We start from the raw sequence: 21,399 nt of genomic DNA, 5'->3' as shown, positions 1-21,399 counted from the left end.
GATGCTATAAATTATTTCACACAAAAAAGGACATTGTACTGGTCACTATCAGCCTGTACCTTGTCCTCTTCCATCATACTCCATGTTACCATAATAACACATATAAAAGTCTATTTATGTCTACTCTTTAATCATTCAATCTTCTCTACTGTTCCTGTCTCTTTGTCTATGTTGTACTCTGCATACTTCTCTCCAGTAAACAATTCTTTTGCATCACTCTCTTCACCATCCCTATGTTCATAAATTCTCACATTGATTTTATTACCTACACTCGTTATGCATGCTGTAGTATTGAGAGTGTAATTTACTATCGCATGTACTTCCTTGTCATCTTTAAAATAAATATTATAATAGTCAAGTGCATATCCCTCTGCAGACTTCTTACCTGTGACCTTTGCCAACCTCATATTTCCTGTTGAATCTTTTGGCACTTTTTCAAAAAAGATAATATCAACATTATCAATTGTTTTAGATAGCTCTGATGTTTCAGTTTCTTTTTCCTGTTCTACATTTGAGATGTCTAATGGTTGCATTGTCTCTTTCTTCTCATCCACAACTTTTTTACCTGCAGGTTTCGTCATGATTATACCAATGACACACACAATAATAATAGCGATTAAAATTATAGCCACTATACCTCTTCTTTTTTGATTCATACATACCCTCCATATATTGTATTTGTAACTTCAACAATACCATCCTGTGTTCTCTAAAGTCAATATACTTTATTTAACCAATCCAATATATTTTTGAAGTGTTTCCTGTACATCACTACAACTAAGTAACATATCAATTCCTGCATTATAATACTTATGGCATGAAGCTTTTGAATAACTTATTCTTGCTGGGATTTGCTCCCAATGTAAGCAGTCTATGTGTCTGTATTCAAGTATACTTCTCTCCACAGAATCAATTGGTAAGAAATCCATAAACTCCATAACAGCAAGCATTGCTTTTTGAACCTGTGCTTGCTGTTTAACGATTCTCTCCTCAATCTCCATTGCTCTCATAACAGCATTTTCGGTTGAGGATATTTGACTTCCACTCTGTCCTCCCGGCACAGGAGAATATTTTACTCCTTGCGTGCCAGCCATTTCTTCTCTAAAGTTTTTAAGTCTAATTTCCAATTGCTTTCGCTTTATCTTCGCTCTGTAGTATTGACCAAGGTACTTTTTTAAAGTCACTTTCAACTCTTTATTATCAGTTTGCATTATCCTCTCCCTTTGCACCAAATTGATGCTTAAGCATACATTCTGTACACATACCTGTGTATCCTAAACTCTTTAGTACCCTTGCCTGTGGCATTTCAAAACACTTGCAATTGCACACCGGACATTGAAGCAAATTCCACTCTTTTCTGTCCATTGCCTGTAATCCGATGTTCTTAAGCAATGGCATTGCATATATTTTATTCTTGCTTTCTGAGGCTTTATTCATCATCACACTCTCTTTCTAAGTTCATCTTTTAGAATTTCTGCAACTTCCTTTACCGAAGTCACAACATATGCCCTGCCGCCGGATTCATTTATCCGGTCAATTGTTTCTTTCTGAATCTTACTAAGCCTCCCAATAAATGGGCGCTTAATCTCAAATCCATAATACAGTCCCCTTATTATACAAGTTATATCAGGAATCCCACTTACTGAATACGGACCGGCTGCTTCTTTCCACACAGCAGCCCCAGGAATGTTTTTATTAATCCAGTCCATTATCTGCTTTTGGAAATACGATTCTTTTGGCATATGCTCTCTAATATAGACTTCAGCTTCATACCTTGTCTTTATTTTGTACCTTTGCATTATGTAATCCTTAAGCTCATCATAAGAGTTGAACTTCGTATAATCTAATTTGCCACGAGCATGATATGCTCTGTGTATTGCAATATCGGCGGTCGGATCCTTATATCCTTCTCTATTTCCCATGTTCTCTCCTCTTTTTTTGTCTCATATTCTTGGCATATTCTATTACAATAACCGTTCTTAACTTTTTTAGTAAATCTTTTTCTAATACCATACGTGTCCAAGGCGAATGCTTATTATCATCTTCCTTGACTTTTTCGTTAAGCATTCCTAATATTTCCGCCATACTCATTGCTCTACCTCCTCTAAATATTTACTGTAAATTTTATCAATTCCTGTTTTAACATCTTTAGCCAGTTCAACCACTTTATCTACATCATATTTCTTAAAGATTAAATCACTGCACTGCCTAATAATCCCTTCATCCTTTTTCTTTTCGACAAATTGACTTATATCTTCAAGACATTTATATCCCCTTTCATCTTTAACAATCAGTAAGCCTTCTATAAGTATCTCATCTGTAAGCTCATCTACTTTTTTCTTTATTTCATTTTTCAACTCCATATAAGGCTTTTTATACTTCGTCATTAGATCCTCTTTAGAGACATTTGAATCATTCCTCTTAAGTTTCTCTACAAGCCTTTTAAGTTCATCAACCTGATTTTTTAAATCCATTTTTACTACTCACCTATTTCCTACTACACACCTGCGAAAAACCTTAGGTGTGTAGTAAAAATGGCTCAACTACGCTGTTTGTGGGCTTACTACACACCTACACACCTAATTTTTGACATACACCTTGTTTTTTTTTGCAAATTTGGTGACTAGGTATCACCACTTTCCACTGAAAAATATATTGGTATATAAATGTGTGTATAGGTGTTATAGGTGTGTATAAGTGTTATAAAGCCTTATTTTAAGCCATTCTTACTACACACCTGACTACACACCTAATTTAATTTTAAAATAGGTGTGTAGTAACTTTCGTTATATTCAATATATTTTAATGCTGATATTTTAATATTTTTATGCACTCATACAGTCACCAAATTTGCTCCAATTTCTTAATTTGGTGGCCTTTTTTGAAATTTGGTGACTTCTTGATTTTGCACAATCTAATCGAATGGCAGCTCCATTTGCTCATTTTCAGGAACTTTATTCCATCCGTTTCCCATTGGATTTCCATTCTCATCTACTGCCGGCTCACTTTCCTTTACCAGTTTTCCAAGATGAAATTCTACAAACCGACACTGCCTGTTATTGAACCACTTAAATACTGAATTTTTAGTTCCTCCGCTTTTACTGGTCGTTGTTCCGATCAGGTTTTTATCTGCAAGATATTTCATAGTCTTTCTGGATGAGTATCCTGCCTTTGTAAGTGCTTGAGTGAGCATTGATGGAAATATATACACTTCCGGTCCTTGTATAAGCCCCAAACATGTTCCGTATACCCTTTCTCCGAAACTGTCTTTATTTGAGAGAATCCAGTCAATAATGTATTGTGTTGCATTTTCATTTACATCACCAACATCCGCATCCATTTGCTCTTTTAGGATGTTTCTTGCCATCTCCTTGGCTCTTTCCCATGACTCAGGAGCTATCTGTAATGCTTCAGGATTGTCCTTAGACTCTTTAGTGTCAAATTCTCCGACTTCATATCTATGAAGCCATTCTGAGCCCTCAAACAGCCATGTATCTATAATTGCATCAGTTAGTGCTACTGCAGCTATACCTGCTATATGCGAACCGCTCTTGCCTTTGCTTAGCTGATATACGAATTGCATCATCTCATCATATTTTAAAGTTATGCTTCGCTCATCCGTATGCATTAACATCCCTATAAATGCCGGACCTGCCCAGCCACAATTTATAGCTGATTGCTGGTGCATCATAGATGCTTCTCTTTCATCATCAAAGGGGCCGCCGTAAATCTCAAGCACACGGGTGCTGACACCGGTCTGGCTCGTTTCTGTTGACAGTGGCTCCTCACCTGTAGCAAGAGCAACAGTTCTCCATGTATGCATTGCCTGAATTCCACCCGACTTTGCTCCTCGTATCTTTCCAGTACCGCTTGCTATCATATAGACAATCTTTTCAAGGCTGTTTTGATTGTTTCCTGCAAGCTGCCTCTCATCAATCCCAAGTGGCAAGTCACAATAAAAACTTGCTGTTCTCTCAAGTCCCACCTGTGTGGCATTAAAGTTTACCATCAGTCTTTCAGGGTCTCCCCATGCGGACAGTGCCGCCTTTAGTCCTGCAGTTTTTCCACCTTTAGAGCCTCCCCAGTTATATACAAAGAATATTCTCTGTTTAATTATTCTAAGAAGCGGAGCAGTAAAGCCTGCAGCTAAAATAAATCTGAACTTATCTCTCTTCCTGTGTGGTCTCATCATCTCAAGCCAGTCTTTGAATGTACCGTTTTGACAGTAGGCAGCAGCAAGTGCCCTTTGTGACGGATCTATATCAAGCACTATATCTTTATCATGTCCCGGTATAAATCTCTTCCCTTCCTGCCATCCGAATGTAGATGTAGAGTCAGCCTTTCTTATGATGTCTATGTTCTCTGCCTCAAGTGCGGCCAAAAACTTAACCACCTGCTTTGCATTCTCCGAAGTGACCGTACATCCAAGGTCTGCCAGTGCTGTAATGCCTCTTGCCGTGAAGATAGTACTTCTTGGATATATTGCTTTGTGCCAAGTTCCATCCCTCTTAAATGCTACCTCCATTTTTTCTTCTCCGGTCTCCATACTTCTAAGTCTCTTGGTTAAAATAATCGGTGTTCTGCAAACTGTTACAGGTGTAAATTTCTTCTCATCAATCTTACTTATACCCTTATCTGAATAAATCCACCCTTCAGGCTGCCTTAAATTAACGGGTGCTCCCGGTAAAGCTTCAGGGATTGATTCTTCATCTATATCTATAATTTTGGCATTACTTATGGCTGATTTTATCTTCTTTGCAGCTTCTTCCTTGCCATACTTGATATACACATCTGAAGGATCCTTGCACCCTAAGTTCTTGCAACTCCACTTGTATACCTGTCCGATAAACTTGCCGTCTCTTAGTGCGGTAGTAACTTTATGAAGGAATGTTTCACCACCTTTGTCAGGCTCAACATGGATATATACTTTTAAATCCTGCAGAGTGGTTGCCCACTCTTTTCTCATCATAGAGGCTCCGGGGATTCCAAGTGTACTTATGCCCATATACCACATACTCTGACTGTCTGATTCGCCTTCAACTAAGACTACATATCCTGCAGTCCGTATCTGTTCCAGCTTCCACTCTCCATACATGCAGATGTCTTTGCCGGCTCCATACTTCCATCTGAATTGTTTGTTTCCGTACCTCTTTCTGTAGGTCACTTCATCAGAATTTTCATTGAAGTATGGAATATATAAATATTGAATTCCCTGTTTGTCCTTTTTTGTCTGTAGACAGCATTGCTCTTTTAGGAACTCCTCCGGGAGCCTCTTTTCAAGCACATACTGTGCTACGCTGTACGATAACAGGCTCCCTTCAGGCTTCTTATCTTCTTCCGCCTTATAAGCTCCATATTTCTTTAATATGGCTTTATAGGCTTCTTTAGTATCGATACCGTTCAGTTCTGCATAAAATGATGTAAAATTTCCGCCTCTGTCCTCAGCATGACATTTCCAACAGCCTGTTTTTAGATCTACTGAAAAAGAATTGTTTTTATCATCATGAAATGGACACAGACCTGTCAGATTATCTCCGGAGATTTTGTATTTTGGGATAATGCGAGAATATTCAGTTTTATAATCGACCAAGTGATCAATGTCCACTTCATCTACACGCATATCAAATCTCCAATCTTTGCTCTACAATCCTTTTTGCCTCTTCTTTTGTATAGTTCTTGTTACTACCCTCAAGTCCAAGTATCCCTGTCATATATTTAATTTCTTCATCCATGCCTTCACTGATTTCTTCATCTACTGTAAGCACAAAGAAAGAGCTACACATCTCCATCATCTTTTTGCCAGCTTCCATACCAAAGCTTCTCTCAAACTCGACATTGTCATCTAAAAATCTCGTAAAGTATAAATGCGGTGCTATCGGTATTGCCCCCGTCTGTATAACTCTCTCACAAGCATATTTAGCAAGTTCAATATTTTGTAGCCTTTCATCTGATGTCTTTGCTCTGTACCTTGAACAAACATATACAAACGGCATCAGTGCAGGATTCTTATTTTCTATATGCCCTTTTTCACACTGACCTACATATCTCCAAGGTGCATATTTATTCATTTTTGCTATGGTATCATAAAGTTTAACATCTCCGATTATTGCCGCTACATAATCTATTTGAAATATATCATCTCTTTGAAAAGTTGAATTTTCTGAAAAATGGCAGAATGTTTCAGGATCTACTATTTCTCCTACTTGAATACATTCTCTTTGTTGTAAGTAATCAAAACTTCCATGTAATGGCTTCATAGTTCCTCCTTTTAATTAAATGGCAGTCCCTCATCATTCACATCATCAGGTATGCTCATCCATCCATCTTCATCCATGCCTTGATAGTTGTCGCTTTTTGCAGGTTTCGACTTGTTATTATTGCCTGATGTGGCAGATTTACTTTCGGCAAATTCAACAGACTCTGCGACCACATCAGTTGTATAAACTGTTTGACCTTCTTTATTTGTATATTTGCCTGTCTGGATTCGTCCTTCAATTACTATCTTCATTCCCCGCCTGAAATATTTTTCAATGAATTCTGCAGTTTTTCCCCAAGCGATTACTCGGGGAAAGTCTGCATCTTGCTGTCCTTCCTGCTTATACTTTCTATCTACCGCTATACTAAAATTCGCACAGCATTTATCATTTGATGAGTACCTTATTTCAGGATCACGTACAAATCTTCCGATAAGTATTACTTTATTCACTCTTGTCCTCCTTTTGTTCCTCTGCTACTGCTTTGAATTGATCCATCTCACTTAAAGCCTGTTTTAAGAACTCAAGGTCTTTATTGTTCTTATGGTTTCCACCAAATTTATCCTTATACCACTTCATCATCTCTTTATTCTTTGAACCGCCAAGCTCTGTTGCCTTTTCTGTAATCTCATCATGTATCTTCTTTACTTCTTCTGCCCTCTGTGCCGGAGACTTGACCGGATCGCCGTCATTTGCCCAATCATAGAGTGCCTCTCCGGATTTCTCATCAAGCACTTGAATCTTACCTTCAAAGATATGAGTGTTGTCTTTTACCGCCTCTGCAAGGTGAGTATCCTGATCAATCATCCAAGTAACCATATATTCGTATTCAATGTCTTTATCCTGTTGAGCTCCCACGCCGACCTTTCTTGGTGCCATCTTGCCACGGCTGTTGGCTTCAAGGACATACTCATCCTTACCTCTCGCTGTCACTATGATGTGTGCCGGTGCAAGTAGGATTTTCTCGATAATCTTCTTATTTTCTTTTTTATACTTTCCCCACGCCTGGAATGTATTATCACCCTTGGTGGTAACCTGTACCTGATCCTGCACCCAATTCCACAGATGTGTCATAGAATCTATAATAATGACCTTGTATTCTGCATCTAAGAATGCATCTATAGCAGCAATGTAATAATCAGGACTGTACTCTTCAAGACTTATCAGGTCATAGTCGAACTCATGTGCATAGAGCTTGTCTCTCATGCCCTCTGTACCTATGTATCCTATCTTTGTTCCTTCACCTACCTTGCCTGCAATTCCTGTTGCCAGCCTAAGTGCTGAATAAGACTTTCCACTTCCTGAAGGTCCACTGACTAATACCTTGACACAAATCTGTTCTTTTTTTGCTTTTGTAATTGTAAAATTAATTTTTGCCATTTTATTTCTCCTCTACATCTTCAAAATCTTCTTTGTCCGACTCCATTTCATCTATGTACTGTTCCAATGGAGACTTTTCTTTGTCATAAAGGTCGGCAAGAATTCTCTTACACTGTGCAGCAAACTCCATTGCAACCACTCCCATGTCAATGGCTGAATTATATAGCGAACTAACCGTATTTAAAGCATTTTTATCTTCTACCGGCAAAAGTTTAAGGAAGTCATCCATATCCGTTTTTACGCTTTTAAAAGCTTTCTGCATTATGATATAGTGTTCTGCAGATATACCGTATCCCTCATGCCTGTTTTTAACCTCTGAAAGAACTATATTTTCCTGTATTTGCTCAAGAGTTCTATTGGCCACTTCCTGCATATTCTCTTTCAGATTATCTTTCCACTCAAAGTAGTTATCCATTAGTTGCTCCCTCCTGACCTGTAATCTTTTCTAAAACCTTTGGGAAAAGGTTTGCATACTCTGTAGTAGAAAAGAAACTTTGTGCTATTGTTTCATTCCCCTCACTGAGTTCTAAATATTTCTTATACATTCGCACAGCATTCTCTAACTTTATAGATTCATCTCGAGCTTTGTCTATAGCTTCATCAACATCACAAATAATTACATTCCTTTGAGCCCATCTCGATTCATATTCAGCCTTTACATCTCTATTGTATTTTTCCAAATCTTCAATACTTTTTAGAGTTGCCCTAACACTGCAGTATGTTTCCTCTGTGTATACCTTTTTTTCTGTAATACCATTATTCTGTCGTACATTTCTTTTCTTCACATATTTGTAATCTGAATTTCCGGAGTAGTAATCATAATCTGTTTCAACGCAAGATTTTAGATTATTTACAACCTTTAAAAATTCTTTTGCTTCAGATTCGTCTTCAAATAAAAATCCGGCTACCTGGTACAGAACCACTTCAGGTTCAGGAATAGATGGAAGCTCCTTGTATGTCGGTGTTTCAATTGATAATGGTGCACCTTGATACATACACTCAAAATCAATCAATTCGTCATATTCTTCCTTTGTAAGGTTTATAAGCTCCCCATTTGTATATTCACTAAGTCTTTTCATCAGATTTCCTCCTGTGCTTTCTTTGCTCTGCTAAGAGCCTTCGTATTTGCCTTACGCTTTGAAACTTTTAATTGAGAGTAAATACTTAAGCACTCCGCAAGCCCTTCCGGAAGCTCTCCTGTTTCCTCTACAAGATTATTCATCGCTGAATTAAGTGTCCTTGAATCCACTCTTTCAACAATCAAATCTCCGAATCCCTCCTCACGAAGTACCTCGAAGAAGTCCAGTCCTTTCTCCATCAGTTTGTCTTCACCGATTTTTGAATAGATGGTCTTCTCCTGCAAACTGTATTTGAAACCGTCTACTGTAGTATCAGGCTTTTCTTCATCTACCATCTGCTGTGCAATTTCCTGCTCAAGTTCATCAAGCTTCTTATTATTTTCCTTTGTCTGCTCTGTCAGCTCATCCTTTTTATCTAAGAGATCCTTATAAGCTCTTACCTTATCGTCAAGCGTTATAATCGTTTCCATTATTTACTCCTTCTTTGATTTATAATTCATTTCCCCATGCATCCCATCCGTCACGCTCTATCCTTGCGAAAAGCTCCAGCTTCTTTGCTTGTGGGAAGAATGTTTCTAACATCTGATAGGCACACTCCGGCTTTTGGCTGTGATGCCGCTTGCTATTCTCTCTGAGTACTGTTGAAAAAGTTCCACGCTTGTCCTTATTTGGAAGTATAATATTCCCATTCTTATAGAACCAGAGCAGATACTCATGTGCGAAGCGTACTGTGTAGGCGGGTGCTGGTCCATTACCCTTATCCCATACAAGTCTTGCATGAATTTTATATCCAAGCAGATCCATGATTTCCTCTGTCTGTGGAAGGTATTTGTCTATCGTCCACATGAATACATTGTGCTTTTCATTCATCAGTTTATTTGTGACATAGTTATGAAGCTCCATAATACCCGGGATGTCCATTGTTTCATATGGAACTGTCATTCCAGTACTGTTTGGTCTTGCCGTCTTCTTTCCACCCCTACCTTGTTGCCATGGTGGATCTGTGTATAGGATATCGTATTTATTTCCCGAATTAAAAATATCAATCTTTGCCATTAAAAGTAATTCCTCCACTCATCTACTATCGTCTTTGCCAAGTCCTCTTTCCTTGCCAGTGCTTTCAATATCGTTTCATCCACAGTTCCCTCTGTAATCAAATGAATATATGTACAGATATTCTTCTGCCCAATACGGTGGATTCTTGCAAGACTCTGTGTGTACGCTGCATAATTAAAATTGACAGAATAATATACACATGTATCTGCAGCAGTTAGCGTGATACCAAGTCCTGCAGTATCAATCTGTGCAAGGAATACCTTTGTGTTCTCATTTGTCTGAAAATCTTTGACTATGCCACCTCTATCTTCCAGTTTTACATCTCCATATATGGCTCCATACTTGATTTTTTTCTTTGTAAGCATTTGACCGATTAAATCAATCTCCGGTCTAAACCTTGCAAAGATTACAAGCTTTTTGTCTGCATCCACTACATAATCATCAATGATTTCTTCTAAAGCATTGAGCTTCCCTTTGCTCACAAGCTCAGCCTTTTCGGATCCATCAGCCACCAAAAAACCACCTGTGAACTGCTGTAATCTTAGGAGCTTAGTGAGTACAGTTGTGACTGTAACCTTCCCACCGCCATCAAGTTCTGCAAAGCTTTCTCTTTTAATCTTGCTATATATATTCTTTTCCTTTGCAGATAGAGTTATTCTTCTTTCAAGGAATGTCTGCTCCGGCAAATCCAAAGCCTCTTCCTTTGTAACTCTATAAGCGATTGAATGCTCTTTCTGAATTAACTGGTCAAGGTCTCTGTAACCTACAATCTGATGCCTGTTAAAGCCTCCCATAATTGCATACCTATTTCGGAATTGATAGAAATTTGTTCCGAATATTGTTGGATCTAGGAACCTGTACTGGCTGTACAAATCTATAGCATTGTTCTGCACTGGTGTTCCTGACAGTATCAGTTTGTATCGTGCCTGGTCTCCCAATTTATGGATTGCTTTTGACTGCTCCGCATCATGAGTCTTTATTCTTTGACTCTCGTCACATATAATCATGTCTGAATCCCATTCATATAGTGCCTCAAATATATCTTCTCTCCATGTACTTTCATAATTAATCACGGCCACCTTTAATGCTTTAAAAGGAAAGCTATTTAAGTCAGAGAGTGCCTTAATTCTTTTATCCTTATCTCCTAAAAGAACTTTTACTATTGTCTTAAAGTCTGCGTAATCGTCAAACTCTTTAGGCCACACACTGCAGACTGATGTGGGTGCTATAATAAGAACTTTTTCTATTTTTTCAAGCTTATAAGCTGTACCCAGTGTGGCTATGGCTGTGAGTGTTTTTCCACATCCCATTTCGAATAGAAATCCGAAACCCTTATTTTGTATGCCCATCTATACTCCCTTTTTTATAGTTTCATATAATGGTCTGCCCAAGTAAGCATCCATACTCTGACTTACATATGTGACTTTTTTAAGCTTTTTTTCATCAGGACCATATCTTGGATTAAATCCGAATAGATTTACATATCTATCCAAGTCTTCTCTCTCTTCATACATACACCTTGTCACTTCAATAAGCGCTCTGCAATCATCTATCGCTCTATGGCTATTTTTTACTTTATTAATCAAGTGATACTGAACTATTGCTGATTCTAATCTGTGCGGATACTGCCTGCGATCTTTGTATACTGTTAAGGTATCAAGATAGTCGCAATCATTAAACACCTGCATCCACTCTTTATTCTTGTTTCTATGAATTGCATATGCCATAAATTTAAGGTCGAACTGGGCATTGTGTGCTATTAAAAGTGTTTTGCCATTACCCTGTATCATGTCTATAAATTTATTTAATACTGCGAACTCATCTTTTCCTTGAGCTGAAAGTGTATCACTTGAAATTCCTGTTAATTCTGTGATTTGTTGTGGTAGTTCTTGTACTCTGAAAAGCTTTATAAATTCATCCATCTCCTGCTGTCTACCGGTTTTATCAATACTTATAGCTGCCAGCTCTATTATTTGATCCAGTCTTTCAGGGTGAAACCCTGTTGTTTCTGTATCAAAAAATATAATTTGATTGTATTTTTCAAATATTTTCTCAAACATTTCCTTTTGATTCTCCTATATTTTTTTCATCATTGGAGTTAATAGAGTACTCTGTATTACCATCTCTTAAATCACAGAACTTTGCCTCATAGTGAATTTCTCTGCCATTATCTATCACCGCCAATACATGCAGCAATTGCGTCCCATCCGGAACATTTATTTTTATTTCCTTCATACTTCTCCTTTGTAATTTCTGTGCGATTCCTTTCATTACAAATGTGGCACACGGCAAAGCTATTCCATTTCCCCACATCTTATATTTTGCTGAATCACTTTCAGGATTTTGCAGCCACTTTCTAATTTGATTGTCAGTCTTTTCCTTTTTCTTTTCTCCAAATGCTTCTGCATGTTCCTTGAATATCATTCTCCAGTACAGGATATCGTCCTCCGTAGGCTCTGCTATGGCAAGATTGTCAGTCCAACCATCCGGAAATCCTTGAAGTCTTCCGCACTCTTTCGGTGTCAGCCTGCGTACTATGTAATCATTTATAATCGTCTGCTGGTTGTCTCCCGGCTTTGCTCTGATCGTACCTGCCTTCCCATCTTCATAATAATGTCCACCCACTCTGGAAACTGTTCCAGGTTCAAATGCCACAACTAAATCTGTAGCATCCTTAAAGTCCCTATGCTTAATTGAAGAGGCCTTACCCGAAGGCTTGTATTCTCCAAAGCCCTGTATAGCATATGTCTCATGTGCGACTGCACTGGGTCCTCTGGCAACTATTGTTTGTGCAATATCTTCTGCAATGCCTATGTCGTACTTCGCATTTACATCCTGATTAAATGCTGCTCTGTCGATTGAATAAGCAATTGAATGCCTATCAGCTGTAGTTAAGGTATAAGCAGGATTATCTTCATCTCCTACTCCAAAGCTGTTTGCTGTCTTTTGGCTCTTGTATCTTGAAGCTTTATCCATTACTGGGATTACAACTCCTATCGTTGCTTGCCCTGTATTTGAATTTCCTTGTGTCAAACAAGGCGAAATCTTCATACTTATTGGATCTTGTGTGATATGGAATGCTTTTATTTCTTCAAGAAGAATAGGAACATTTCCTCCTCCAGTACCCATCCTGCCGGTAAGAGTTTGAACTTTGCCATCTTTGCATATATCTACTCTGCTGTCCGCTGGATGATTTTCTATCACTACAAATCGGTATTTATCTGATTTCTCAAAGCTTTCTCTAAAATTTCCGGAAGCTTCTTCTTTTTCCTCTCTGCTCTTACAAGAATCCCTTCGCAAGCTGTCTTGCTCAAATAGTATTTCGGGTGCGGATTCACCTCCAAAATCTGCAACAAGGTAGATTCTTTTTCTTCGCTGGGGAACTCCCCAGTATTGTGCATCAAGTGTTCTCCATGCCACGGAGTAGCCATCTGCCATGATTGTTCCACTCTTTTCCCATTTACTTTTCGGAGGTCTAGGAATAGAAACTTCAGCATCTGCGACTCTGCAGATTTCTTCAAGGACGCACCTGAAGTCTTCTCCCTTGTTACTTGAGAATGCTCCGGGGACATTTTCCCAGACCATGAATCGTGGTCTGATTTCTTTTCCTGTTCTTCCATCTGCCTTATCACTTTCTCTCATCTCCTTTACAACTCTTATCTGTTCTCTGATTAAATTGCTTCGTGAGCCATCTAATCCTACGCGCTTTCCGGCTATGCTCATATCCTGACATGGTGAGCCACCCGTTATAATGTCTACTTTTGGCATTTTCGCACCATCAAGTTTTTTAATATCACCAAGGTGCAACATCCTAGGAAATCTTTTTGTTGTCACTAATATAGGGAAAGGCTCTATCTCACTTGCCCACACAGGAGTAAAACCTACAAGCTGCCCAGCCAGCTCGAACCCTCCACTTCCACTAAATAAAGCACCTAGCTTCATCTGAGATTTCCTTTCACTACTTTTCCATCCTTCTTTTTTAGCCATAATATTCTTTGTCCACAGTTGTAGCAGTGATTTCTATTAGTTTTCTTTATTAAGCTTCCACACTCAGGACATGAATATATACCGGTATTTCTCTTTACAAGTAGCTTCCCTACCTCATATTTGTTAACCAGCCTTGACACCTGCTCAGACATTTTCTCATAGTCTTCAATGATATCCATGGCTACCTGTAAAGCCTCCATATCGTCACGCCATACTTTACTTCCGTCTTTTGCCATATCCTTTGAATTCTGATATAAGTCTTCAAGTTGTGATATAACTTTCTTGTAGTACTTACTTGTCTTTTTCATCATTTTCCATTCTTTCTTGCCTTTCCAACATATCAATAGCCATATCTAATGCTGTCACTATTTCCATAAATTGCTTAACTTCCTCAGATTGTGTATTGGAATAAGGTGATTGCATATACCTTTGCTTATACTCAAATTTTGCGTACTGTAGTGGTTCAATAATTTTCTTCTTAAAGTCAGTCATTCTTACCTCTCATTTTCTACTGGTGGCTCAATTAGTCCAAGAACCATTAGTGCCATGTTGTAGCCCCTGATCTGATGCTTAAATGGTGACACCTTAATCGGTGGATCTATCAGTGGTACAGGATCCTCATTCACTCTTTCCTTGTCCACTGCTACCATTATTCTATTGAGTCTCTTACGTTCTGCCTCTATACTTGCTGGTAGATTCACAAGACCTGCCAGTTTATTAAGTAGCTCAATATCTACAACTCCACTTAGAGTCTGACTCACCCTGCTCCACTTCATTTTTCCCCAGCTTTTTATAATTTGGAATTGGACATTGTCAGCCTCTTTTATTAATATATGGCCATCTTTTAATGCCATCTTCAAGTCTTATCACCTCCTCTACTTTAAAATCATCCTTACTACTTGCTCAGGTGTGAAGTTAAGCTTCTCTGCTATTGCTCTTAACTCAAACAACTTCAAATCTCCCGGCTTATCTTTTCGCCTTTTTACTGTTTTTTCACATGTTCCGAGTAATTTTGCGATGTTTGCAGGTGTAAGACCTTTAAGCTCTAACCCCGCCTTATATGCCGCCCTGTATTCTCTATCCATCATCTCAGTGGCGGATGGTGTAAGTCTTGGCATACGATCCTCCTTATCTTTTCTACTTAGTCACTAAATATATTACTATTGCTATCGTGGCTATGTTTAGTGCAACCAGCCCCCATACTATACTTTTAAGCCATGTAACTCTTTCTCTTAATCTACCGACTTCACCTTTTAGTGGTTCTGTCTTTTTCCTGTTTATATCTATAAGTTCAATTTTTCCTTTATGCTCTCCATACGGTCCCAAATATGGTATAACTACTCCTGCCATCACTTCTCACCTCCTTCTTCTTTCTCACCAAAATTAAGCCTAAGTTCCTCCTGAAGTTTTCTTGTTTTCTCCCTGAACATCTCGTTTATAGTCTTCTGAAGCTCTAACCATTCAAGGTATTGGATGCCTTTTGACATTTCTGCATATTTTTCTACTCTTTTTTTCATTCATAAAATCCTACTATTTACTTTCCCCCTAATCTCTACTAAACTAATATAACAAGCTATTGCAGTAGCTGAGTAAACGAAAGGAGGGATATGAGTATGTCTAAAATCAGCCTAAAAAAGCACATTATTAAATCGCTTTCAAATCTTTCAAGTGATAACAACAAACTAGTATTTATAACTGCTGCCGGTATTATCTCTGGCTATCAATCGGAAATTAACGATAAATCAAATATAAGGACAGCCTCAAGCAGTATGTCTATGACTGCCGGCACCTTATTAAAGGACTACGAGCAAAACATTCAAAGCCTCAAAGACATCAATGAGAATGACGGCTTCATACTACTTAAAGATGTTACAATTAATAACGGGCATTCAGCTTTTTCTACACCAAGCTTTTTCCTGTTTTTTGATCAAGTAATTGCAGTAGCAATAGGTAATCCAGAGGCTTCTTAAAATCTGCCTTTATAACCTTATGTGTAGAACACATTTTCTCAACCCTGACTGTAACCTCCAACGTTTCGTCAGGGTTGGACTTTCTTAACTTTCTAACTGCTTCAACTATTCCCCCTATGTCAGAGATATAGCTTGTTAATATTTCTATCTTTATCGGTTTCGCTGTCATACTTCATCCTAACCAACCTTTTCTTCTACCTGCTTCCCTAAAAAGAGATTTACAAAGTACACTTGCCCTTTCCCTGTTACTTTTGTGGTCTTTGTAACTCTTACACTTCCGTCAGGATTATTTATCGTGCTTTCCTTTACCTCAAATAAGCCTAATTCCATAGCCTTTTGTGTAGGTAAGTTCTTACTGCTACCGCTCTTCATTAAGAAGCTTCTTTGCCTTAATTCCTCAAACAGCCTCTTTTGTCCTGTGTCATATCCATTCTGTTTCAGGAGCTTTGCAAGGTCTCCGATAAGTATCGACGTATCACTCGACGATACCGATTTTGCGAACAAGGCTAAAGGTTGCATCTGCTTATTTTCAACTTCTAAAGCTTTCCTTGCTTCCCTCTCTTCCTTTAAGGCCTTGAAAGCCGCTATGGCTATATCCGGATTATCCAGTAACTCTTCTTTAGCATATAAGCCGTGCTTGCGGATAGCTGGAAGAACTTCTGAAGTTACCCACCTCTTAAATGCCTTTGCATTTGGTAGCTTGCTCGAGAGAATAAGACTGTAAAGCCCAGACTCGTTGATGACAGTTAAGTCCTGACTTCCTCCAAGGGTGTCGCATTTCGCTACTCCCTTATCTTCGCTGTCTACATGCTTACTTAGTGCGTCTCTTGGGTTGCTATATCCCAGCACCTCCGCCACATCTTTACCCACAAACCAAGGCTCACCGCAAATTTCCACCATTCGGATTTCTCCAAACTCACTGTTCTTAAAAATCTTTAATTCATTCAATAAAATCACCTCCCTTTTTAAACCGCCTCTTTTTCTTCCGGCTTTCTCTTTAAGTCCTCTGACATATTGCAAAAACTCATTCCGTCAGCCACACCCATAAGATACTTTTTTGCACCGTCATCCAACCTTTCGATAATGTCAATCAAATTAATGAGTACTGATTTATCTTCTTTACTAAGTGCCATGTTCTTACCTCCTATCTGAAAAAAATTAAATACAATCCTGCTACAATAACCGCTAATCTAAGCACATTTAGAATCAACTTTGCTATTTTCATCTTATTGCCCTTGCAATGAAGAAATGGTATAATCCAATCAGGTTTGAGGCTTTCGCCCCATTCCTGACTGTTTTTATTTATTTGATACTTTGAAGTATCATATGTATTACTGATATTAGAGTGCCAATCTCTAATGCCAGCCTGATGAGCTTTCCGGTTAAGACGGTGAGCTCATCAATGATTTTGTACCATTTCTTCATTGCGTTTCTCCTTTCTTTTGCTTATGTAAACATTATAGTTCCTTAAAGTAACTTTGTCAATAGCTTTTTGTTACTTTAGGAAACTTTTTTCTTGACTTTTTTCCCCTTGTGTTTTATACTTCAGTCATGGAGGTAATTAATATGATAAAAAAGACATCATTGCTTTTATTTACCTTACTTAGATTAGCTATTATAGTAGTCGGTTTATTCCTACTATTTAGTAAAGCTGTATAGAAAGGAGGTAGGATGGGCGAAAGAGTAAGAGAACTTAGAAAAGCCTTAGGACTAACTCTGGAAGCTTTTGGTGAAAAGGTAGGTGTTGGTAAATCTGCTGTTTCACGATTGGAAAAGGGAACAAATAATCTCACCGAACAAATGATTTTAGCTATTTGCAGGGAGTTCAATGTTAATGAAGAGTGGCTAAGAACCGGAAACGGTGAAATGTTTATAAAGCTTGACAGAGAAACTGAAATCGCCAGATTGACAAGGGATTTATTATTGGAAGAAGAAGATTCTTTTAAAAATAGAGTTATAGCGGTACTTGCAAAGTTGACACCTGAGCAATGGGAAGTACTTAGTGAAATAGCAGAGGGGCTAAAGAAAAAAGACTAGGACCCGCCGAAGCGGGATTTTTCCTAGTCTAAGAAAGCCTTTATGAGCTTGTAGATGTATCTTAATTGATTTTTATTAAGTCTATCTAAAAGTTCCAGTATCAAATTTTTATACTCATCTTCCACCTATAATCCTCCTAAGTCACACGATCTAAAGTAGCGATGAAGTAAGTATATAGAACATACGTTCTATTGTCAAGAGCAGAAGGAAGTATTTTTAATCATGAAAATATTAAAATTTATCCGAAAAGAACGAAGCTACATGAAGTAAAACACATACTGAGAAATGATTTTGATAAAGATAGTTGCGATCAGGTTGAAAAAGAAGTTAGATGACTAAATCCTTGTTTTAAAATATCTTAAAACGAGTTTTAGTTAAGTTTAAAACAAGTTTCTAAACAAGATAATAAAAAAGCCACCCGGTACGCTATAATACCAAGTGGCACACATATACATTTTAGAATGAAGTTTTATGCTTGTCTGCATCTGTAGATTGTTATACTATAGATTTAAGAAATTATTATATATTTTTAGGAGTAAGCATGGGAAAAGTAATTTCGATTATTAATATGAAAGGTGGAGTTGGTAAGACAACTCTTTGTGTCGGTATATCAGACTATCTTGCAGAAATTGGTAAGAAAGTTTTACTTATAGATGCTGATCCACAGTTTAATGCAACACAATCGTTATTAGATCAATATAAAGCCTCTGATAACTCTTTTTACACATCACAAGTCATTAACAAAGAAAAAACTATTTTTAGACTGTTTTCAACTACAGAAAGCTTAACTAAAGCTTATGAGTATCCTACTGTTGATGAATTAAAAGTTGCACTAACTGATAATCTGGATTTAATATGTGGAGACTTAAGATTAGTCCTATCAAATAATTCTAGCAATGCAAGATTTGCTAAAAGAATTAAGACTTTTATTGATAAGGGCAATCTAAAAGATAAATATGATTATATTTTTATCGACTGTCCGCCAACATTGACTATCTATACTGATAGTTCTTTAATAGCCTCGGATTATTATCTGATTCCAAATCGCATTGATAGGTACTCAATAATAGGTATTGATTCTCTTCAATCAGCTATAAAAGGACTTATAAGTGAGGAAGAGTTGCCCCTAAAATGTCTTGGAATTGTCTATACTATGGTTTATAAAAACCCACCACAAAAACAAGAAGATTTAAGGCAAAGTTTCGAAAGCAAAAAAAGTTTGGAAGGAATAGATATATTTTCTTCTCAGACTACTTTTTATAAAAGTATACAATTTGGTAAGTTGGGAGCAAATCCAACTAATTACATTAAAGCGAAGCAAGATATTATAGCGGTCTCTAGAGAATTAATGGATAGGATAGAAAAGGAGGAAAAAGATGTTCAACGATCTAATATTATATCGTAATGAGTTAAAAAATAAACTTATACCTAAATATAAACTAATTGGTATTGTTTCATCACTACTCCTATCAAAGGAAATATTCAAAAATAATGCTGCAGTATATGATTTTGTAAAAGATGTTTTTTCTATAGATTTAAAACCATATTTAATAAAATCACGAACTTTAACTGTCGCAAAAATATCTAAGTTGATTTTCTCTATGGAAAACGATAGAAGTTACAAAAATAAACTTTATAGTTTTATACAAAAGCGTATCGACAGCATGTCCGATCCGGATAAAAAGAAAAAAAATCAGCTTGATGGATGGTTTAATCAATGAAACACAGTATAAATAATTCCATGCTAAATAGTACTAAGGAAGAGTTAAGCTCATTTATGCTAAAGCTAAATGATTTGGATACGAATAAATCGCTATCCAAACAAAGCACTAAAGATTTTATTGCTTTTTTATCAAAAAAATTGATGTTTTTAAAATATCTATATCATGAAGAAAACAACTACAATCTCGCTGTACTTATATCAGATTTCTTTTTTCTTATAATTAGCATTATCAAAAACGAAATCCGTTATATATACTTAAATGAGCGATCCATAATCGAAAACTTTACTAGGTACATTATGAAAAAGACTCTTGAAGACAGTCAAGTTACTCACTCCTTATTTGATGAAATGAACAACACTTTTTTTAAAAATACACAATTTCAAAGTGAATTTTCTTTAATAAAAAGTGAGTATAATGTTTCCTGTAACTATGTGCATGGAGGAAAAAAATTAGAACACAGCCTTATTTCCGTACTGGATGAATATATTAATAATAAACTAGAGTTTAAAAATTCAAGGGCACTATACAATAATATGAGTAGAATAATAACTACATTCATTAGAATTATTATTTCTAATAATACCGATACTGTAAATGCGTGTTTTCATAGGAAGAAAACTATATTAAGATACCTTATTGGTAACTAAATATTTTTTATATTAAGAAAGCCACCCAGTACTCCAATACCAAGTGGCACACATATACATTGTAAAGCTGTTACGCTTACAATATACGCCATCGACAAGCTATATTGTATCACGCCGACAGCATTTTGACCATACCCAAAAAGGAGGTACACTATGGCTACAGCGAAAAAGCTCCCATCAGGAAGTTACAGATGCCAAATATATGACTATACAGATGATAAGGGGAAAAGACACTATAAGTCCTTTACTGCCGCTACTAAAAAAGAAGCGGAATACTTGGCTACTTCCTTTAAGTTAGAGGAAACCGCCACTGTAAAAGGCAATCTTACTGTCAGCAAAGCCACTGAACAGTATATCAATAATAGATTATCTATCTTGTCCCCTACCACAGTAAGAACTTATACCGGTATAGCAAATAATCAGATCAGTAAAATTGCAAAACTTAAAATAGACAGTATCACCCAAGAGCAAATTCAGGTATTTATAAACTCCATTGCCGGCACTTTATCACCTAAAACTATCCGAAATGTTCATGGGCTGCTTAACGCCGTTATTCGCACATACAGGCCTAATTTTGCACTTAAAACCGACTTGCCTAAAAAAGTACAGCCGGATATCCATATACCCTCAGATGATGAGGTAAAGCAGCTTTTAGCATATACAAAAGGTACAGAATTAGAAATACCTATACTGCTTGCCGCTTTCGGTCCCATGCGTCGGGGTGAAATATGTGCTTTAGAGGCTTCAGATATAAATGGCAATATCGTTCATGTTAAGAATGCTATGGTAAAAGCTCCTGATAGATCATGGGTTATAAAAGCCCCAAAGACTTATAGCAGTGACAGATATATAGAATTCCCTGATTTTGTTATAGATCTATTGCCTAAAGAAGGAAAAATTACAAACCTTCATCCTAACATGATAACGGATCGCTTTGCAAATCTTTTAAAAAAAGCCGGTCTTAAACACTTCAGATTTCACGATTTAAGGCATTACTCCGCCTCGATTCTTCACGCTATGGGAATTCCGGATAAATACATTATGGAGCGCGGCGGATGGTCCACAAGCTCAACACTTAAGACTGTATACCAACATACTATGAGGGGGAAAAATAAGGAAATTAATAAAAGAATAAATGATTATTTTGAGAGTATGCAACACGAAATGCAACACGAATAAATGCAACCCCTTTAAAATCAAGGCTTTAAAGGGATATATGATGGGTTCGATTCCTGTCACCCGCAGTTTCGGGTTGTCATATTTAG

Annotated in this window: 31 protein-coding genes; 6 read left to right on the top strand and 25 right to left on the bottom strand. The window is 37.2% G+C overall.

The window, feature by feature from the left end; translation table 11 throughout:
• Window positions 1-131: 131 nt before the first annotated feature.
• From HMPREF0381_RS01775 to HMPREF0381_RS14775, 23 genes are all read right to left on the bottom strand, one after another.
• A complete protein-coding gene (locus HMPREF0381_RS01775) occupies window positions 132-656 on the bottom strand; it encodes a hypothetical protein (RefSeq protein WP_008750151.1) in 525 nt (174 codons plus the stop codon).
• A 69-nt stretch (window positions 657-725) separates the two neighbouring features.
• Window positions 726-1,211 carry a hypothetical protein gene (locus tag HMPREF0381_RS01770; RefSeq protein ID WP_008750150.1) on the bottom strand — a complete coding sequence of 162 codons (486 nt, stop codon included), beginning with the start codon at window positions 1,209-1,211 and terminating at the stop codon, window positions 726-728.
• A complete protein-coding gene (locus HMPREF0381_RS01765) occupies window positions 1,201-1,440 on the bottom strand; it encodes a hypothetical protein (protein WP_008750149.1) in 240 nt (79 codons plus the stop codon). The genes HMPREF0381_RS01770 and HMPREF0381_RS01765 overlap by 11 nt, the downstream gene beginning before the upstream one ends.
• Window positions 1,440-1,922, bottom strand: coding sequence for a VRR-NUC domain-containing protein (locus HMPREF0381_RS14295; protein WP_008750148.1), 483 nt, complete (start codon window positions 1,920-1,922; stop codon window positions 1,440-1,442). The genes HMPREF0381_RS01765 and HMPREF0381_RS14295 overlap by 1 nt, the downstream gene beginning before the upstream one ends.
• On the bottom strand, window positions 1,912-2,091 hold the full coding sequence (locus HMPREF0381_RS01755; RefSeq protein ID WP_008750147.1) for a hypothetical protein: 180 nt from the start codon (window positions 2,089-2,091) through the stop codon (window positions 1,912-1,914). The genes HMPREF0381_RS14295 and HMPREF0381_RS01755 overlap by 11 nt, the downstream gene beginning before the upstream one ends.
• Window positions 2,088-2,474 carry a hypothetical protein gene (locus HMPREF0381_RS01750; protein WP_008750146.1) on the bottom strand — a complete coding sequence of 129 codons (387 nt, stop codon included), beginning with the start codon at window positions 2,472-2,474 and terminating at the stop codon, window positions 2,088-2,090. Before HMPREF0381_RS01750 ends, HMPREF0381_RS01755 begins: the two co-directional genes overlap by 4 nt.
• 440 nt (window positions 2,475-2,914) lie before the next feature.
• Window positions 2,915-5,620 (bottom strand): DUF927 domain-containing protein, encoded by a 2,706-nt coding sequence (locus HMPREF0381_RS01745; RefSeq protein WP_008750145.1) that lies wholly within the window; start codon window positions 5,618-5,620, stop codon window positions 2,915-2,917.
• Between the two features lies 1 nt (window position 5,621).
• Entirely contained in the window at window positions 5,622-6,257 is a 636-nt protein-coding gene (locus HMPREF0381_RS01740; RefSeq protein WP_008750144.1) for a DUF7768 domain-containing protein, read from the bottom strand.
• A gap of 11 nt (window positions 6,258-6,268) precedes the next feature.
• Entirely contained in the window at window positions 6,269-6,706 is a 438-nt protein-coding gene (locus HMPREF0381_RS01735) for a single-stranded DNA-binding protein (protein ID WP_008750143.1), read from the bottom strand.
• Complete coding sequence (locus HMPREF0381_RS01730; protein ID WP_008750142.1) at window positions 6,699-7,634, bottom strand: AAA family ATPase; 936 nt, start codon at window positions 7,632-7,634, stop codon at window positions 6,699-6,701. Before HMPREF0381_RS01730 ends, HMPREF0381_RS01735 begins: the two co-directional genes overlap by 8 nt.
• A 1-nt stretch (window position 7,635) precedes the next feature.
• Window positions 7,636-8,049 carry a hypothetical protein gene (locus HMPREF0381_RS01725; RefSeq protein WP_008750141.1) on the bottom strand — a complete coding sequence of 138 codons (414 nt, stop codon included), beginning with the start codon at window positions 8,047-8,049 and terminating at the stop codon, window positions 7,636-7,638.
• A complete protein-coding gene (locus tag HMPREF0381_RS01720; RefSeq protein WP_008750140.1) occupies window positions 8,042-8,713 on the bottom strand; it encodes a PH domain-containing protein in 672 nt (223 codons plus the stop codon). Before HMPREF0381_RS01720 ends, HMPREF0381_RS01725 begins: the two co-directional genes overlap by 8 nt.
• Window positions 8,713-9,183 (bottom strand): gp33 family protein, encoded by a 471-nt coding sequence (locus tag HMPREF0381_RS01715; RefSeq protein ID WP_008750139.1) that lies wholly within the window; start codon window positions 9,181-9,183, stop codon window positions 8,713-8,715. Before HMPREF0381_RS01715 ends, HMPREF0381_RS01720 begins: the two co-directional genes overlap by 1 nt.
• 19 nt (window positions 9,184-9,202) lie before the next feature.
• Window positions 9,203-9,769, bottom strand: a complete 567-nt coding sequence (locus tag HMPREF0381_RS01710) for an MT-A70 family methyltransferase (RefSeq protein ID WP_008750138.1) — start codon at window positions 9,767-9,769, stop codon at window positions 9,203-9,205.
• Entirely contained in the window at window positions 9,769-11,118 is a 1,350-nt protein-coding gene (locus tag HMPREF0381_RS01705) for a DEAD/DEAH box helicase (RefSeq protein WP_008750137.1), read from the bottom strand. Before HMPREF0381_RS01705 ends, HMPREF0381_RS01710 begins: the two co-directional genes overlap by 1 nt.
• Window positions 11,119-11,829, bottom strand: a complete 711-nt coding sequence (locus HMPREF0381_RS01700; RefSeq protein ID WP_008750136.1) for a 3'-5' exonuclease — start codon at window positions 11,827-11,829, stop codon at window positions 11,119-11,121.
• Window positions 11,822-13,756, bottom strand: coding sequence for a DNA cytosine methyltransferase (locus tag HMPREF0381_RS01695; RefSeq protein ID WP_008750135.1), 1,935 nt, complete (start codon window positions 13,754-13,756; stop codon window positions 11,822-11,824). The genes HMPREF0381_RS01700 and HMPREF0381_RS01695 overlap by 8 nt, the downstream gene beginning before the upstream one ends.
• Window positions 13,708-14,064: an Rcat domain-containing protein gene (locus tag HMPREF0381_RS01690; protein WP_008750134.1), complete on the bottom strand. Its 357-nt coding sequence runs from the start codon at window positions 14,062-14,064 to the stop codon at window positions 13,708-13,710. The genes HMPREF0381_RS01695 and HMPREF0381_RS01690 overlap by 49 nt, the downstream gene beginning before the upstream one ends.
• Window positions 14,048-14,248 carry a hypothetical protein gene (locus HMPREF0381_RS01685; protein WP_008750133.1) on the bottom strand — a complete coding sequence of 67 codons (201 nt, stop codon included), beginning with the start codon at window positions 14,246-14,248 and terminating at the stop codon, window positions 14,048-14,050. Before HMPREF0381_RS01685 ends, HMPREF0381_RS01690 begins: the two co-directional genes overlap by 17 nt.
• Window positions 14,249-14,250: 2 nt before the next feature.
• Complete coding sequence (locus tag HMPREF0381_RS01680; RefSeq protein ID WP_008750132.1) at window positions 14,251-14,610, bottom strand: hypothetical protein; 360 nt, start codon at window positions 14,608-14,610, stop codon at window positions 14,251-14,253.
• Between the two features lie 21 nt (window positions 14,611-14,631).
• The gene (locus HMPREF0381_RS01675) at window positions 14,632-14,874 is read right to left on the bottom strand and encodes a hypothetical protein (RefSeq protein WP_008750131.1); all 243 of its coding nucleotides are present in this window, start codon (window positions 14,872-14,874) and stop codon (window positions 14,632-14,634) included.
• Between the two features lie 19 nt (window positions 14,875-14,893).
• The gene (locus HMPREF0381_RS01670) at window positions 14,894-15,106 is read right to left on the bottom strand and encodes a hypothetical protein (RefSeq protein WP_008750130.1); all 213 of its coding nucleotides are present in this window, start codon (window positions 15,104-15,106) and stop codon (window positions 14,894-14,896) included.
• On the bottom strand, window positions 15,106-15,273 hold the full coding sequence (locus HMPREF0381_RS14775) for a hypothetical protein (RefSeq protein WP_008750129.1): 168 nt from the start codon (window positions 15,271-15,273) through the stop codon (window positions 15,106-15,108). The genes HMPREF0381_RS01670 and HMPREF0381_RS14775 overlap by 1 nt, the downstream gene beginning before the upstream one ends.
• 96 nt (window positions 15,274-15,369) lie before the next feature.
• Between HMPREF0381_RS14775 and HMPREF0381_RS01665 the strand changes: the two genes are divergently transcribed.
• Entirely contained in the window at window positions 15,370-15,726 is a 357-nt protein-coding gene (locus tag HMPREF0381_RS01665; protein ID WP_154647068.1) for a hypothetical protein, read from the top strand.
• Window positions 15,727-15,903: 177 nt separating this feature from the next.
• Here HMPREF0381_RS01665 and HMPREF0381_RS01660 read toward each other — a convergent pair whose 3' ends face one another.
• Window positions 15,904-16,683, bottom strand: a complete 780-nt coding sequence (locus HMPREF0381_RS01660) for a phage antirepressor KilAC domain-containing protein (protein ID WP_008750126.1) — start codon at window positions 16,681-16,683, stop codon at window positions 15,904-15,906.
• An 8-nt stretch (window positions 16,684-16,691) separates the two neighbouring features.
• On the bottom strand, window positions 16,692-16,859 hold the full coding sequence (locus tag HMPREF0381_RS14770) for a hypothetical protein (protein ID WP_008750125.1): 168 nt from the start codon (window positions 16,857-16,859) through the stop codon (window positions 16,692-16,694).
• Window positions 16,860-17,397: 538 nt separating this feature from the next.
• Here HMPREF0381_RS14770 and HMPREF0381_RS01655 point away from each other — a divergent pair.
• From HMPREF0381_RS01655 to HMPREF0381_RS01635, 5 genes are all read left to right on the top strand, one after another.
• Window positions 17,398-17,763 carry a helix-turn-helix domain-containing protein gene (locus HMPREF0381_RS01655; RefSeq protein WP_008750123.1) on the top strand — a complete coding sequence of 122 codons (366 nt, stop codon included), beginning with the start codon at window positions 17,398-17,400 and terminating at the stop codon, window positions 17,761-17,763.
• A gap of 541 nt (window positions 17,764-18,304) precedes the next feature.
• Complete coding sequence (locus HMPREF0381_RS01650; protein WP_008750121.1) at window positions 18,305-19,168, top strand: ParA family protein; 864 nt, start codon at window positions 18,305-18,307, stop codon at window positions 19,166-19,168.
• Window positions 19,140-19,484 (top strand): hypothetical protein, encoded by a 345-nt coding sequence (locus tag HMPREF0381_RS01645; protein WP_008750120.1) that lies wholly within the window; start codon window positions 19,140-19,142, stop codon window positions 19,482-19,484. Before HMPREF0381_RS01650 ends, HMPREF0381_RS01645 begins: the two co-directional genes overlap by 29 nt.
• The gene (locus HMPREF0381_RS01640) at window positions 19,481-20,134 is read left to right on the top strand and encodes a hypothetical protein (protein WP_008750119.1); all 654 of its coding nucleotides are present in this window, start codon (window positions 19,481-19,483) and stop codon (window positions 20,132-20,134) included. Before HMPREF0381_RS01645 ends, HMPREF0381_RS01640 begins: the two co-directional genes overlap by 4 nt.
• A 153-nt stretch (window positions 20,135-20,287) precedes the next feature.
• On the top strand, window positions 20,288-21,313 hold the full coding sequence (locus HMPREF0381_RS01635; RefSeq protein WP_008750117.1) for a site-specific integrase: 1,026 nt from the start codon (window positions 20,288-20,290) through the stop codon (window positions 21,311-21,313).
• Window positions 21,314-21,399: the final 86 nt, after the last annotated feature.

This window comes from Lachnoanaerobaculum saburreum DSM 3986, assembly GCF_000185385.1.
Taxonomy (GTDB): domain Bacteria; phylum Bacillota; class Clostridia; order Lachnospirales; family Lachnospiraceae; genus Lachnoanaerobaculum; species Lachnoanaerobaculum saburreum.
Note: the sequence above shows the minus strand (reverse complement) of the source record. Positions and strands in the feature narration are given on the sequence as shown.